Source organism: Pedobacter sp. Leaf170, assembly GCF_920984665.1.
Lineage (GTDB): Bacteria > Bacteroidota > Bacteroidia > Sphingobacteriales > Sphingobacteriaceae > Pedobacter.
Genome location: NZ_CAKLBP010000001.1, coordinates 654,729 through 669,094, shown reverse-complemented (window position 1 = coordinate 669,094; position 14,366 = coordinate 654,729). Strand labels below are relative to the sequence as shown.

The following is a 14,366-nucleotide window of genomic DNA, read 5'->3' as shown; positions in this document are numbered from 1 at the left end:
CTTGTGCTATAACCATATATTTTATGAAAAAATTTTTATTGAGCGTGTTACTTTCCGTTCCTTTTTGGGTATTGGGGCAAGGTTTTCAAGTTAATTTACAAGGACAGAAGCAAATTGGCATGGCTGGAGCAGGTTCTGCTTTAGCTTTAGATGAAGCTTCAATCTTTTTTAATCCGGGTGCCGTAAGTTTTTTAGAAAAAAACTCAATTTCGGCAGGTGTTAATCCTCTGCTATTTAAATCTGTTTTCCAACAAAATGGTTCGAATATATCTGAAAATGTAAAAAATAAAATTGCTCCACCTTTTGAAGCCTATGCAGTATGGGGCCCTAAATCTAACAAATGGAAATTAGGTTTAGGCGTTTATACACCTTTTGGTGGACTGGTAGATTGGGGTAATGATTGGTCTGGTAAATATGCGCTAACCTCTTTAAATCTGAAGGCAATATATATACAGCCAACTTTAAGTGTTAAAATTACAGACAGGATAGGTATAGGTGCCGGTTTTGTTTATAACCATGGCGAAGTGAACCTACAACGTGCTTTACCTGTAAATTTTCCTGATGGAAGATCTGGTCATGCAACATTGGAAGGAACTGGTAAAGGTTTTGGTTGGAATGCAGGTATTTACATCAACACCTTAAGTAATATCACATTTGCTGTGGTTCACCGCTCAAAAGTTATAACGAAATTGGATGATGGCGATGCAATGTTCGATGTGCCGGCATCATTAGAACCTTCTTTCCCTGATGGAAATAAATTTACAGCAGAATTGCCATTACCTTCTACAACAACTTTAGGTGTTGGTATTCCATTATCAAAAAGTACAACTTTAGCTTTTGATGCAAGTTGGGTGCAGTGGAGAGTTTATGAGGAGTTAGCATTTGATTATGCTGTAAATACACCTGCTTTGGCAGATACAAAATCTGCCCGTAATTACCGTGATGGTTCTTCCTTTAAGCTTGGTGTAAATCATAAAGCTAGCGAAAAGTTAGCGTTACGTGCTGGTGTTGGTTATGCACTTACTCCCGTTCAGGATGGTTTTGTAACACCAGAGGCACCAGATGCTAACCGCTACATTTTGAGTGCAGGCGCTGGCTATTCTTTTACTTCAAAGTTTGAAGTCAATGCATCATTCTTTTTTGAAGATGTTCAATCGCGTAAGCAAAAAAATATAGAAACAGGTTTGGATGGTACCTTTAAAACATTGGTTTATGCACCAGGCATTTCATTAACATACAAATGGTAGGAGAAATTTATATGAAAAGATATATAATAAATAGTTTGGCGATTGCAGCAATGTTTTTCGCTGCTGCGTGTAAGCCTGAAATTGAATCTACCGCTGCTACTACCGCAGGACAAGCCAATTTTAGCAAATATATTTCTATAGGAAACTCTCTTACAGCAGGTTTTGCAGATGGTGGACTATATTTAGAAGGACAAAAGGTGGCCTACCCAAATCTAATTGCTGCAAAAATGGCTACTGTAGGAGGCGGAAGTTTTACTTCTCCTTTTTTTACTGATGCACAGGCCAATGGTTCAGGATATTTATCTTTAACAGCTTTGGTGAACGGAACACCCACACTTACGCCTGTAACCACAAATCTGGCACTAAGAGATGCTACGGGTAAGTTAACAAAATTTAGTGGCGAGGTTCAAAATTTAGGTGTACCTGGTATGCGATTAGATTTAGCTTTTGCTGCACCATTTGGCGCTGCAAATCCCTATCTTGAGCGCTTGTTAACTGATGCACAAGTAGGAACGGTTAGTTATTTTCAATTTATACAAGGAAGAAATCATACATTTTTTTCCCTTTGGTTAGGAAATAATGATGCTTTAGGTTATGCAACAAATGGCGGTGTAACTACAGATGCTACCAATGTGCTAACAGATAAATCAACCTTTGCGCTTCTATACTCTAATCTGATTAATTTATTAACTACAAACGGACAAAAGGGTGTAGTTGCCACTATACCCGATGTAACTTCAATTCCTTATTTTAATACTGTTACCGTAGCTGCGTTATTAAATGCAGCAAAGGCAATAAATCCTGCTGCTGGCGCAGTTTATATTCAAACAGGTGCTGGAACAGTTAGAGCCGCAACTGCTGAAGATTTAATTCGTTTACCTTTTCAATCTTCAGGTTTATTTGGTGTACCTAATGCTGCCGGATTGCCTTATGGATTACACCCTTTAAATCCGATAGCAAATAATTGGGTTTTAGATAAAGATGAAGTTGCCAGAGTTAAGGATTATGTTTTGAGCTACAACAGTACAATTAAATCGTTAGCAGAAAGCAAAAGTTTAGCCATTGCTGATACTTATAGTTATTTAAATCAGGTTAAAACTGGTATTGTGATTCAGGGTGTAAGTATTAATTCATCTTTTATTACGGGTGGCGCTTTTTCTTTGGATGGTGTGCATTTAACGCCGAGAGGAAATGCGGTTATTGCAAATGTGTTTATAGATGCGATAAACAATAAATACGGTTCAAATATTCCAGTGGTTGATGTATCACAATACAGAGGCGTTAAATTTCCTAATTAAGGAGAATTAATGACTTTTTCCGTCAGTGCGTGGCAGGAAGCAATCTTTCGATAAAGTCATATTTATCGCCTAAGATTGCTTCGTTCCTGGCAATGAAGGTCTTATTTTACTGAAAATCAATAATTAAACGGTAGGCCCGATTTTTTCGAGAGCTTTTTATACGCCAATATTTTGAGCAATTAAGCTGATAACAGCTTCTTTTTCATTGGGTTCGAACCAATTTATTTCTGCATCTCTCCTGAACCAGGTTAGCTGTCTTTTCGCAAAGCGACGGGTATTTTGTTTTATGGCAGCAATGGCTTCATCTATTGAGATTTTTCCATCTATAAAATCAAATATTTCGCTGTAACCAACTGTGTTTAAGGCATTCAAATTTTTATATTCAATAAGAGACTTTACTTCATCCATGAGTCCAGATTCCATCATTTTATCAACCCTTTCATTAATTCGGTTATACAAAAGGGCTCTATCTGTGTTTAAACCAATTTTAATGATGTTAAAAGGTCTTTCTTTTTTAGTTGCGGATAACATTGAAGAAAGCTTTTCTCCGGTAGAAAGAAAAACTTCTAAACCTCTTATCATTCTTTGAGGATTATTTTGATCAACTTTGTCGAAATATTCGGGGTCGTATGCTTTTAATTGATTTTGGATAGATTCCAATCCTTCGGTTTCAAATTGATGGTTAAGTTTAGCACGTATGGCTAAATCTATTTCAGGCATTTCATCCAAACCATTGATAAGGGCATTTATATATAAGCCTGAGCCACCAACCATAATAGCAATATCATGATCTTGAAAAATACCATCAATTACTTTTAATGCACTTTGTTCAAAATCTCCGGTACTAAAAAATTCATTTACCGAATGAGAATTTATAAAATGATGCTTTGCAGCGCTCAGTTCATTTCCATCAGGCTTTGCCGTACCAATTTCCATCTCTCTAAAAAATTGTCTGGAATCGGCAGATACAATTTCTGTTTTGAAATGTTGGGCAACATGTATAGCTAAAGCTGTTTTTCCAATTGCTGTTGGTCCAACAATAACAACTAATGTTTTGGATTTTTTGCTTGTAGCCATTTTGTTTGCATAAAAAAAACTGTCGGATGTATGTCCGACAGTTTAATAATATCATTTTATTTAATTAGTAATCTTCTTTTTGTGTATCGTCTTCAAAATTATCATCGTCTGAGAATTCATCACCAAATTCGTCATCTTCCTTTTCATCATCTTCGTCGCGTTCCTCTTCATTAATGCCCATTTCTCCCATAGCTTCTAATTCATCAGTATCTTCAGGAACAAAATTTAATTCATTAAGGAAATCAAATTCACCAGCCGATACAGCTGCAGAGCCGGCATCTACAATCTGCCCGCTTTTCTGTTCCAGAATTTTAGGGGCTTCGCCAGTGCTTTTAGCCAGAAAAGGATATTCAATATGCGGATCGGCATCCAAAATGATTTTTATCAATTCTACGTGAAAATCAAAAGGGCGATCAAAATTATAGGTGTAATAAAATTTTTGATGAGGATCTTCAATAAAGCCACTAAGCTTAGAATTCTCCATTAAAACAACACGATCTTTTTTTCTATCATTAGGTAAATAAGCAATTTCATCACCTTTTAACCAATTATCGGTACTTACATAAAATGATGATGGTTTTTCTGCATTATAACCAGTTGATTTATGTATTGCTTTGTGCAAATCTTCAAATGTCTGATTAGATTTGATATCGATTTCACGTACCACATCATCAAAATCTTCGAAGGTAATTTTAAATTTATAAATAGCCATTATTGTCTTTTGGAGCCGTAAAAATAAAGTTAATTTGTTTCATCACAAAACAACAAACGCAACAAAAAGGTTGTTTGTTTTATCAATTCGGCAATTAAATTATTTATTAACGGGTTTCAAACCCATTTGTTTGGCTAAGCTCAGCATAAAATTAAAAGCCTGATTATAATCATTAGCGATTTCTCCTTCCAAAATGGCTTCTCTAATGGCACTTTTTATAATTCCGACTTCCTTGCCAGCTTCCAAAGCAAAAGTTTGCATAATATCATTTCCGGTAACGGGTGGTTGCCAATTTCTAATTTGATCTCGCTCTTCAACATCTTTAAGCTTCTGTTTAACCAACTCAAAGTTGTTTCTATATTTTGCTTTTTTGTATTCGTTTTTAGTGGTTACATCGGCGTTGCAAAGCAACATTAAGCTTTCAATTTCTTCGCCGGCGTCAAATAGTAATCTTCTAACCGCCGAATCTGTTACCGTATCTTGCGCTAAAACTATCGGACGAAGGTGTAATTGTACTAGTTTTTGAACGAATTTCATTTTTTCGTTAAGGGGTAACTTCAAATCGTTGAAAATTTTTGGAACCATTCTAGCGCCTTTGTCTTCGTGCCCATGGAAAGTCCAGCCGTGGCCTTCTTCAAATCTTTTAGTTGCCGGTTTTGCTATATCATGCAAAATTGCTGCCCAGCGCAACCACAAATCGTCGGTGGTTTTACAAATATTATCTAAAACCTCCAAGGTGTGATAAAAATTATCCTTGTGACCTTTCCCTTTGATGACTTCTACTCCGTAAAGCTGAGCCATTTGAGGGAAAATTATATGTAGTAGTCCAGTATCAAACAAAAGTTTAAAACCCACCGATGGTTTCGCCGATAAAATAATTTTATTCATTTCATCCGTTATACGTTCTTTAGAAACGATGCTGATTCTGCTTTTTTGAGCTTTTATGGCTTCTATTGCTCGCTCATCAATGGTAAAATTTAATTGAGAAGCAAAGCGAATGGCCCGCATCATTCTTAATGGATCATCCGAAAATGTGATTTCAGGATCAAGAGGCGTTCTGATTATTTTATTTTCAATATCCTCAATGCCTCCAAACGGATCTAATAATTCACCAAAATTTTCTGCATTTAAGTTTATTGCCAATGCATTTATTGTAAAATCGCGGCGAAGCTGGTCATCTTTTAACGTACCATCTTCTACAATTGGTTTTCTAGAATCAGATCGGTAAGATTCCCTTCTGGCACCAACAAACTCAATTTCTAAATCGTTATATTTTATATTGGCTGTACCAAAACTCTTAAACACGGCTACTTTAGTATTTAATTTTTTACCTACAGCTTCTGCGTATTCTATTCCGCTGCCCACCACCACCACATCAATATCTTTTGAAGAACGATATAAGAACAAATCGCGTACAAAACCACCAATTACGTAAGCTTCGGTTTGGTTTTTATCTGCAATTGTAGATAGTGTTTTAAATATGGGGTTTTGTAAATGTTGTTGCATAATAATGGAGTTGTTAGCACAAGCTTGTTTAAGATGATGAATTCACTACGAAAAAACACCTTTTCTATTTTGTTAACAACCTGATTAAATTTTTTACAAATTAATAAAATTACTTGCGAATAAATTCGAACTGACCACCCGCCGATAGTTTCATTATGGTTGAAGGCTTTTTTATGCTGCGATTTTCTTGCTCAAAATCTACTACATAATCTACAGCATCCACAATTTTACTATCAATATCATCGAAGTATTTTGGTGAAGGATTTCCGCTTAAATTTGCTGAGGTTGATACAATGGGTTTTCTAAATCTTTGAATTAATGGCGTACAAAAATCATGTTTGGCAACCCTGATTCCAACACTTCCATCAGCATTTATTACATTTTGAGCCAAGTTTTTTGCCCCAGAAAAAACAATAGTTAAGGGGTTTTCGGCATACTCAATTAAATCGTAAGCTACATCTGCAACTTCGGTTACATAGCTTTGAATTTTGTTCTCTGTGTCTAAAAGAATAATAAGGCTTTTTTCAGCTGGTCTGTTTTTGATGGCCAAGAGCTTATCTACTGCTTCAGCATTTGTAGCATCGCAACCAAGTCCCCAAATTGTATCTGTTGGATAAAGGATAACACCACCTGCCTTTAAAACTTCTAAAGCTTTGTTAATTTCATCTTTAAGCATGTGCAAAGATAAGATGTTAAATTCGCCCAACCGAACAATATTTAACATTTAAACCAAAACAATGGCTTTTTCTATTGGTTGTTAGAATAACAATAATAGTGTAAAAATTAGGCTGTTATGTAATCTAATTAACCGAATTATTCGTATTTTTAGTTAGGTTATAAAAAATAGAAACACACAAATAAAATGTATATGAGAACTTTAACCAAATTATTTATGCTATTCGCGATTGTAATAGCATTTAGCAGCTGCTCGTCGCTTCGTACAGCATCTGATTACGACAAAACCGCTAATTTCGGTAATTACAAAACTTACAATTTTTATGAAAAAGGCTTAAACAGATTACAAATGAATAATTTGGATAAGCGTAGAATGTTGGCAGCTATTGATGCTGATTTAACAGCTAAAGGCTTCAGTAAATCTGCCAAACCAGATTTATTGGTAAATTTAGTTGTGGTAGCCAGAGAACGTACCCAGATTTACAACTACGGCCCAGGTTTTTATGGACCAGGTTGGGGTTGGGGCTGGGGATGGGGCGGCTGGGGAGGCGGCGGCATGACCAACGTTAACCAATACATGGAAGGCACCGTAATTATCGATTTCTTAGATCCAAAATCAAAAACTTTAGTATGGCATGGTCGCGGTAGTGGCTTTAATCTTGATAATTTAAATAAGAGAGAAGAACGTTTAAATACAGGTATTAAAGAAATTTTGGCTCAGTATCCGCCAGCTGTAGCTTCGAAGTAATTATTTTAAAATACTCTGGTAGCAATCCATCAAGTGCTTAGTAACAAAAGGGCTGTTGAATTTTTGAACAAATTCCAGCCCTTTTGCTTTCATTTTTTTCTTTAAACCCGGCTCGTTTATAACTTGATTTAAGTGCTGGCTAAGTTGTTTTGAATCGTTAGGATTAACATACAAACTATCAGGGCCACCGGCTTCTTCCAGGCATGAACCAGTTGCTGCAATAACAGGCACTCCAGAATACAAAGCCTCAATTATTGGTATACCAAAGCCTTCATAAAATGATGGGTATACAAAAACTTCGGCCATTTGATAAATTCCTGGTAAATCTGCAAATGGAATGTTCCTGAGGAAAATTACCCTTTCTTCTAAACCCAGTTTTATAATTTCATTGTTAACCGTTTCGAAATATGGTGTTGGCTTACCAATAACTACTAAATTATAATCTTTATCAACATCTTTTAATGCTTGAACAATTAATTTCAGATTCTTCCGAGGCTCAATAGTTCCAACATTTAAAATGTATTTTTCAGGAAGATGATAGGTGTTTTTTATTCTTGATAAGGATTCTGCAGGAATCAGGCTTTTAAAAATATCATCACAGCTTTGATAAATCACCTCAATTTTATCAGGATTAATCCCGTAAAGTTCAACAATATCATCTTTAGTTTTTTCGCTAATGGCAATTACCTTATCGGCATTTTTGCAGGCTGATTTGCTTTTCCATTCGTAAAGCTTTCTATCGATAAACTTATAATACTCTGGGTAACGAAGAAAGATTAAATCGTGGATGGTAACAATTGATTTAATTGGGGTTTTAGATATCCCTAAAGGTATTTCATGACTTAAACCATGAAAAAGCTGAATTTTATCCTTCTTTAAATCTTTTAAAATATTAAAACTTCGCCATAAAAATTTTCCACTTTGTGGAAGCTTTAGGCGAATGTTTTTTAATGTAAAGAAGGATTGAATTTGTTTAGCCACCTTAACTTTTGGAGCATAAACATAATATTCATTTTCTGGAAATTGAATGGCTAAATTCTCAATCAACGAACGGCTATAGTTTCCTAAGCCGGTTAAGTTATTTGCAGCACGCTTGCCATCAAAACCTATTTTAAGCTTAAAGCTTAAAGCCGAAAGACCAAAGCTTGATTGCTCAAGTTCCGGACTTTCGGCTTTTTGTATTTTATTTTCGCTTTCAGCTTTCAACTTTTTGCTTTCGGCTTATACAGCTACATTATTTTCTCTTAATGCATCATTAAGCGAAGTTTTCTTATCTGTACTTTCTTTACGTTTACCAATAATTAAAGCGCAAGGAACCTGAAAATCTCCTGCTGGGAATTTTTTGGTGTAACTACCCGGAATAACTACCGAACGAGCTGGTACAATTCCTTTATATTCGACAGGTGTAGAACCTGTTACATCGATAATTTTAGTTGATGCTGTTAAAACAACATTAGCACCAAGAACCGCTTCTCTTTCAACTTTTACGCCTTCTACAACAATTGCTCTCGAACCTAAAAATGCATCATCTTCGATAATTACCGGAGCAGCTTGTACGGGTTCTAACACGCCGCCAATACCAACGCCACCACTTAAATGTACACGTTTACCTATTTGAGCACAAGATCCTACAGTTGCCCAGGTATCAACCATTGTACCTTCATCTACATAAGCACCAATGTTTACGTACGATGGCATCATGATTACGCCTTTAGCTAAAAACGAGCCATAGCGAGCACTTGCCATAGGCACAACACGTACACCAGTAGATTTATAGTCGGTTTTTAAATCCATTTTATCATGATAAACAAAAGGACCACTTTTAATCTCTTTCATCTCACGGATTGGGAAATATAAAATAACGGCTTTCTTTACCCATTCGTTAATGCCCCAAGAGTTTAAAACTGGTTCAGCAACGCGGATTTCTCCTTTATCAAGACCCATAATTACGGCTTCAATAGCTTCACAATAATTACTGTATTTTAAAAGGGTTCTATCTTCCCAAGCGGCTTCAATTAATTTCTTTAAATCTGAATACATGATGTTTTTAAATTTTATGCAAAATAACTTAAAAAAATTGGTTTTTAATTTTGTTTTTTAGTTTTTTGGATGCTTGGTTTTTTGGCTTTGGGTTGCTTAACTTTGGTTTTTTACATTTGTAAGCTTAGGTTCTAAACCAACCAATTAGAAACCAAGGCAACAAACACACTCACATGGCAGAAGCAGAAAAACTTAGAATTGATAAATATTTGTGGGCAATCAGGCTTTTTAAAACCAGAAGCCTGGCAACAGATGCTTGTAAAGCCGGCCGGGTTAAACTTAAGGGCCAAAATATTAAAGCATCAGCAATTGTTAAAATTGGCGATGTTTATCAGGTATCAAAAGGAATAGAAAAAAAAGTTATTGAAGTTGTAGATTTTAGTTACAACCGAACCGATTCGCCAACGGCATTAACCAAATACAAAGATTTAACACCTGTTGAAGAAACACATGCATTTAAATCTGCGTTTCATTCGCCAAGTTTAAAAAGAGATAGAGGAACCGGGCGACCAACCAAGAAAGATCGCAGGGAAACAGACGATTTGATAGGAGGCTTGTTTAATGAAGAAGATTAATTATTCATTAGTTTCCAGTCGTAAATCCTTAACCTGCTTTTCAGCAATTACTACCGATTGCATACTGAAATACCTCATTCTATAACTCATCATTGCAGTTTTGCCTAATCTATCTATAAGTTTATAATTGGCAACGGCACCTACAGCTGCACCTACAAAAGGAAGCATTTGCGCAAGTTTTGCTAAATCTATATAATCGCGATATTGCTGTTGAAAGGTTAACCAGTCAAACTCATCAATGTTGGTTGGAAGTTTATGAGCCAGGTTATCCCAATTCTGCATTTTTGCAAAAACATTCTGGCTCTCTTTTTTACTGGAAAATGCCAGCTGAAAAATGTGTAGTATAAATAATCTTTCTCTATAATCTTTAACATCGTAACCATAGGTTGCCGCAATATCAAACAGCATTTTCATTTTAATACCTAAAAGGATTGGGAAGTCGGCAAGGCTCATTAAAAAACCACCCGCTCCGGTAATACCACCTTCTGCTGCACCTGTTTTTTTATAATTATCTATTTTCTGCTTTATCAGCGCTTCGCGATGCATGAAAGTTAAATCCTCCACAGGCTTAGTAGTTGTAAATGTTGAGCCAAAAAGTACAGCCTTTACCATTTGCTTTATTGCAACCGTAATTGCACTGTGTACTTTATCTGGTATGTAGCTATTTATTTTCTTTTGAACATTATCCGTTACCTTGTTAAACAGAGATGGTTTTTGCAAGGTTTTAAACTTCCAAAATTCAAGTTCATTTGTAATTTTTTGCTCGTAGGTCATGTAAATACTTTTGCAATAATTATACCTTAAATTTTAATAAAATAATTTGTGATTTAAATTTATAAACTATATATTTAGTTATTCTATTCCTAAACCTAACCTTTTAAATATGAAACCATTAAAATTATTTCTCCTCTTGTGTTTTATAGCAAAATTAGCAGGAGCTCAATCGGTAAAATTTTCAACTGAAAATCCGGTGGCAGGCACAACAGTAAAATTTACTTACGACCCCAAGGGTACAAACCTGCAAAATCTGGCTGATGTTAAATGTACCTCATTAAGTTTCTTCTCTACTACAAATCCTAAAAGCGCAAAAGTGGATTTGGTAAAGGAAGGAGATATTTACAAGGGGGAAATTGTAACTGCAGACAGTATTACATTAGCTGCTTTAGCATTTTCTGTAGATGAACAGAAAGATGAGTCGCCAAATGGCTATATGTTAAAATTTACCAAAGATGGAAAAATACGTGCAGAGGCTTACCTAAATGAAGCTTTCTTGTTTGGTTTGGCCGGTAAATTTTATCTGGGCCTAACTTTAGATTATGCAAAAAGTGCGGCAAGCTACAAACAAGCCTTCGCCATCAAACCTGCTTTGGAAAAGAAATACCTGGTAAACTATTTATCTAACGCATATAAAGCAAATAAAGAAACTGGTGCGCCATTGATTGAAGAAAATATTAAAACACTTTCTAAAATTAATGATCCGAAAGAGGAAGATTTGGTTACGAATTTGAACTTATATAATATTTTAAAGAAAAAAGCGCAAGCCGATTCGGTTAAGACAATTGTTTTAAAGAAATTTTCGACAGGAAATTATGCTTACGGACAAGCAATGAATGCTTTGTACGCAGAAAAAGACCCTCCAACTTTAGAACAGAAAGCAAACGATCTGATTACTAAATTCAAATTAGACAAGGCTAATAAAGCCGATGCAGCTAAATTAAATTCTGTTTATGCACTTGTGGCCGAAGCATTTGCAAGTGTTAAAAATGATGCAAAATTTGAATTATATGCAAACAAAGTTGATGCAAAAACCACTCGAGCCGGCTTGTACAATCAGCTAGCCTGGCCATTGGCAGAGAAAAATGAGAATGTAGCCTTCGCTACAAAGATTTCTAAACAATCTCTTGAGCTTATTGAATTGGCGAAGAATGATGAAAAGCCGGCTTACTATCAAACAAAAGAAGATTACATTAAAGCATTAGACCAAAGCTGGGGTATGTACGCAGACACGTATGCTTTACTGCTTTATCATGATGGCAAATTTAAGGAAGCCTTGGCAACACAAGAAAAAGCGGTGTCATATTATAAAGTAATACCTCCAGATGTTAACACACGCTACATAACGTATTTAATTAAAAACGGTAAGAATGAAAAAGCATTTACGGAGGCCGAAAAATTAATCAGAGAAGGAAAAGGCTCTGATTCGCTTAAGAAAGACTTTAAAATGCTTTACGCAAACCTTAAAAAGGCCGGTTCATACGAAACATTTATGGCTGATTTGGAAAAAGAAGCCAATGCAAAAGCAAAAGCAGAGTGGACTAAAAAAATGATTAATATTCCGGCTCCAACCTTTTCATTGGCAAACTTAAAAGGCGAAAAAGTTAGCCTTAGTGATTTAAAAGGTAAAATTGTAATACTTGATTATTGGGCTACATGGTGTGGTCCGTGTGTAGCATCTTTTCCAGGTATGCAAAAAGCGATGGCTAAATATGCAAACAACCCTAATGTGGTGTTTTTATATGTAAATACATGGCAAACAGAAGAAAATAGAGAAAAAGTTGTAACCGATTTTATCGCTGAAAAAAAGTTAAACTTTAATGTTCTGTACGATACCAAAAATGTGAAAGATCCTTCCAAATTTGATATTGTAAGTGCCTACAAGGTAGAAGGAATACCAACCAAATTTATTATCGATGGTGATGGAAATATTCGCTTCAAAGCGGTTGGTTTTTCAGGTTCTGATGATGGAGTGGTAAAAGAAATTGACTCAATGATTGGCTTATTAACGAGCAAAGAAGCAAGTAAATAGGTTAATTTTTCATTATAATATATGTCACGTTGAGCTTGTCGAAATGCCTTAAGTTTATTTCTTAAGCCATTCGACAAGCTCGGGATGACAGTTTTGCCATTACGCCTCTTTAATATTCCAATCTCAATGGAGATTTCTCCCAAAGCCTGAAAGCTTCCAGGGCTTCATCACGCATTAACTGTACAATAGGGAGGCTTCTGTCGTCCATAGCTTTATCAAGTTCCTCGTAAATAAATTTATCGCTAAAGCCAATGTTTTCTGCATCAAATTTAGTGTTTGCATAATAAATTGTATCAATTTTGGCCCAATAAATTGCACCCAAACACATTGGGCATGGTTCGCAGCTGGTATAAATAACACAACCGCTTAAATCAAAAGTGTTTAATTTGGTGCAGGCTAATCTAATTGCCGAAACCTCTGCATGTGCGGTTGGGTCGTTAGTGGAAGTAACCTTATTGCCCGAACCAGCTATAATTTCGCCATCTTTAACTACAACTGCACCAAAAGGGCCACCAATATTTTCTTTTACATTTTTTACTGAAAGGCTAATTGCCAAACGCATAAATTCAGCATGTTTTTCGATGTTTTCCATATTAAATTTTAAGCAAAAAAAATGCCCCGATTACTCAGGGCATTCAGTTTAAATATTGTTTAATTATTTTTTAGAATAATCAGCATTTAAGCCTTTAATTACTTCTGCAGTTACATCTAAGCTTTCATCGGCAAATAATATAGCGCTGTTGCCTTTTGAGTAAGTTAAAACCATTTTATAGCCTTTTTCTTTAGCGTAAGTTTTTAAATAAGCAGCCACTTTATCGTAAAGCTTTTCGTTCTCTGCAGCTTGCTCGTTTTGCAAAGCACCACCAGCATTTTGTTGGTAGGTTTGTAACTCTTGCTGTTTACGTGCTAAACGTTCTTCAGTAGATTTTCTTTGGTCGGCAGATAAAGTTTGTGCCGATTGTTGGTATTGCGTAACCTCTCTTTGGAAAGCTTGACCTTTAGCTTGCATATCTGCTTGAGCGCTTTTGCTTTTGCCTTCAAATTTTACTTTAAGGTCTTTAAAGTAATCGTATTTTGTTAATAAAGAATCAGAGTTAACATATACAATTTTCTCGCTTGGAGATACCGCAGCAGTTGTGCTATCTGTTTTTTTAGTTTCAGTTGTTTTAGCGTCTTTGTTTTGACATGCCGAAAAAGCAGTAATTAATGCTGCTGTAGCAAATAAACCAAAGGTTTTAAAGGTTCTTCTTTCCATTATTGTTTAATAAATTTTAGCAAACTTATATAAATTAGTTTTTATATGCAATTTAAGAGTTACGCACTCGCAAATAAAACGTTATGTAGTTTAAATTATTTGAAAAGCTGTAACAGTTTTTCATTTTAAAGCCTCATCCCGCTAACCATTACAATCTTTTTTTTCCGCTTCTGACCTGTCTTTTTTATCGTCGTTGCGAAGTAGGAAAAACGTTGCAATCTTTTTTGTTAAGGCAAACAAAAAGTATTTTCGCTGATATCGCCTGTCAGCCTGCAGGCTGGGGTTTAGTTGGCTAATGCAGTTTTAAAATTGGCGGTTGCAGGGTGCAGAACTAACAAAAGAACCACAGTTTTTGTAGATTAAACCCGATTGAAATGGAAAGCCCCCGATTTTCTCGGGGCTTGTAATAAAAAGCGGGGCGTGCGTT

General features: G+C 35.6%; 14 protein-coding genes. 5 read left to right on the top strand and 9 right to left on the bottom strand.

Annotation, left to right across the window (positions count from 1 at the left end; genetic code table 11):
- Positions 1-23 precede the first annotated feature (23 nt).
- A complete protein-coding gene (locus tag LUA90_RS03105; protein WP_231490138.1) occupies positions 24-1,247 on the top strand; it encodes an OmpP1/FadL family transporter in 1,224 nt (407 codons plus the stop codon).
- Positions 1,248-1,258: 11 nt separating this feature from the next.
- The gene (locus tag LUA90_RS03100) at positions 1,259-2,545 is read left to right on the top strand and encodes a G-D-S-L family lipolytic protein (RefSeq protein ID WP_231490136.1); all 1,287 of its coding nucleotides are present in this window, start codon (positions 1,259-1,261) and stop codon (positions 2,543-2,545) included.
- Positions 2,546-2,701: 156 nt separating this feature from the next.
- Here the strand turns inward: LUA90_RS03100 and miaA are convergent, their stop codons facing one another.
- The 4 genes from miaA to LUA90_RS03080 all read right to left on the bottom strand — a co-directional run bounded on the left by miaA (position 2,702) and on the right by LUA90_RS03080 (position 6,516).
- On the bottom strand, positions 2,702-3,622 hold the full coding sequence (gene miaA / locus LUA90_RS03095) for a tRNA (adenosine(37)-N6)-dimethylallyltransferase MiaA (RefSeq protein WP_231490134.1): 921 nt from the start codon (positions 3,620-3,622) through the stop codon (positions 2,702-2,704).
- Between the two features lie 64 nt (positions 3,623-3,686).
- A complete protein-coding gene (locus LUA90_RS03090) occupies positions 3,687-4,334 on the bottom strand; it encodes a plasmid pRiA4b ORF-3 family protein (RefSeq protein WP_231490133.1) in 648 nt (215 codons plus the stop codon).
- 99 nt (positions 4,335-4,433) lie between these two features.
- A complete protein-coding gene (locus tag LUA90_RS03085) occupies positions 4,434-5,840 on the bottom strand; it encodes a CCA tRNA nucleotidyltransferase (RefSeq protein ID WP_231490131.1) in 1,407 nt (468 codons plus the stop codon).
- A 109-nt stretch (positions 5,841-5,949) separates the two neighbouring features.
- The gene (locus LUA90_RS03080; protein WP_231490518.1) at positions 5,950-6,516 is read right to left on the bottom strand and encodes an L-threonylcarbamoyladenylate synthase; all 567 of its coding nucleotides are present in this window, start codon (positions 6,514-6,516) and stop codon (positions 5,950-5,952) included.
- A gap of 192 nt (positions 6,517-6,708) precedes the next feature.
- Here LUA90_RS03080 and LUA90_RS03075 point away from each other — a divergent pair, with 192 nt between their 5' ends.
- Positions 6,709-7,263 carry a DUF4136 domain-containing protein gene (locus tag LUA90_RS03075; protein WP_231462635.1) on the top strand — a complete coding sequence of 185 codons (555 nt, stop codon included), beginning with the start codon at positions 6,709-6,711 and terminating at the stop codon, positions 7,261-7,263.
- Here the strand turns inward: LUA90_RS03075 and LUA90_RS03070 are convergent, their stop codons facing one another.
- Complete coding sequence (locus LUA90_RS03070; RefSeq protein ID WP_231490129.1) at positions 7,264-8,469, bottom strand: glycosyltransferase family 1 protein; 1,206 nt, start codon at positions 8,467-8,469, stop codon at positions 7,264-7,266.
- 15 nt (positions 8,470-8,484) lie between these two features.
- Positions 8,485-9,303 (bottom strand): 2,3,4,5-tetrahydropyridine-2,6-dicarboxylate N-succinyltransferase, encoded by an 819-nt coding sequence (locus tag LUA90_RS03065; protein WP_231490128.1) that lies wholly within the window; start codon positions 9,301-9,303, stop codon positions 8,485-8,487.
- A gap of 173 nt (positions 9,304-9,476) precedes the next feature.
- Between LUA90_RS03065 and LUA90_RS03060 the strand changes: the two genes are divergently transcribed.
- Positions 9,477-9,878, top strand: coding sequence for an RNA-binding S4 domain-containing protein (locus tag LUA90_RS03060; protein WP_231462643.1), 402 nt, complete (start codon positions 9,477-9,479; stop codon positions 9,876-9,878).
- On the opposite strand, the gene LUA90_RS03055 is transcribed toward LUA90_RS03060, so the two are convergent.
- Complete coding sequence (locus LUA90_RS03055; RefSeq protein WP_231490126.1) at positions 9,879-10,652, bottom strand: EcsC family protein; 774 nt, start codon at positions 10,650-10,652, stop codon at positions 9,879-9,881.
- Positions 10,653-10,761: 109 nt separating this feature from the next.
- Between LUA90_RS03055 and LUA90_RS03050 the strand changes: the two genes are divergently transcribed.
- Positions 10,762-12,684, top strand: coding sequence for a TlpA disulfide reductase family protein (locus tag LUA90_RS03050; RefSeq protein WP_231490124.1), 1,923 nt, complete (start codon positions 10,762-10,764; stop codon positions 12,682-12,684).
- Positions 12,685-12,793: 109 nt separating this feature from the next.
- On the opposite strand, the gene LUA90_RS03045 is transcribed toward LUA90_RS03050, so the two are convergent.
- Both LUA90_RS03045 and LUA90_RS03040 read right to left on the bottom strand, forming a co-directional pair.
- Entirely contained in the window at positions 12,794-13,276 is a 483-nt protein-coding gene (locus LUA90_RS03045; RefSeq protein WP_231490122.1) for a nucleoside deaminase, read from the bottom strand.
- Positions 13,277-13,339: 63 nt separating this feature from the next.
- On the bottom strand, positions 13,340-13,939 hold the full coding sequence (locus tag LUA90_RS03040) for an OmpH family outer membrane protein (RefSeq protein ID WP_231462651.1): 600 nt from the start codon (positions 13,937-13,939) through the stop codon (positions 13,340-13,342).
- Between the last annotated feature and the right edge of the window lie 427 nt (positions 13,940-14,366).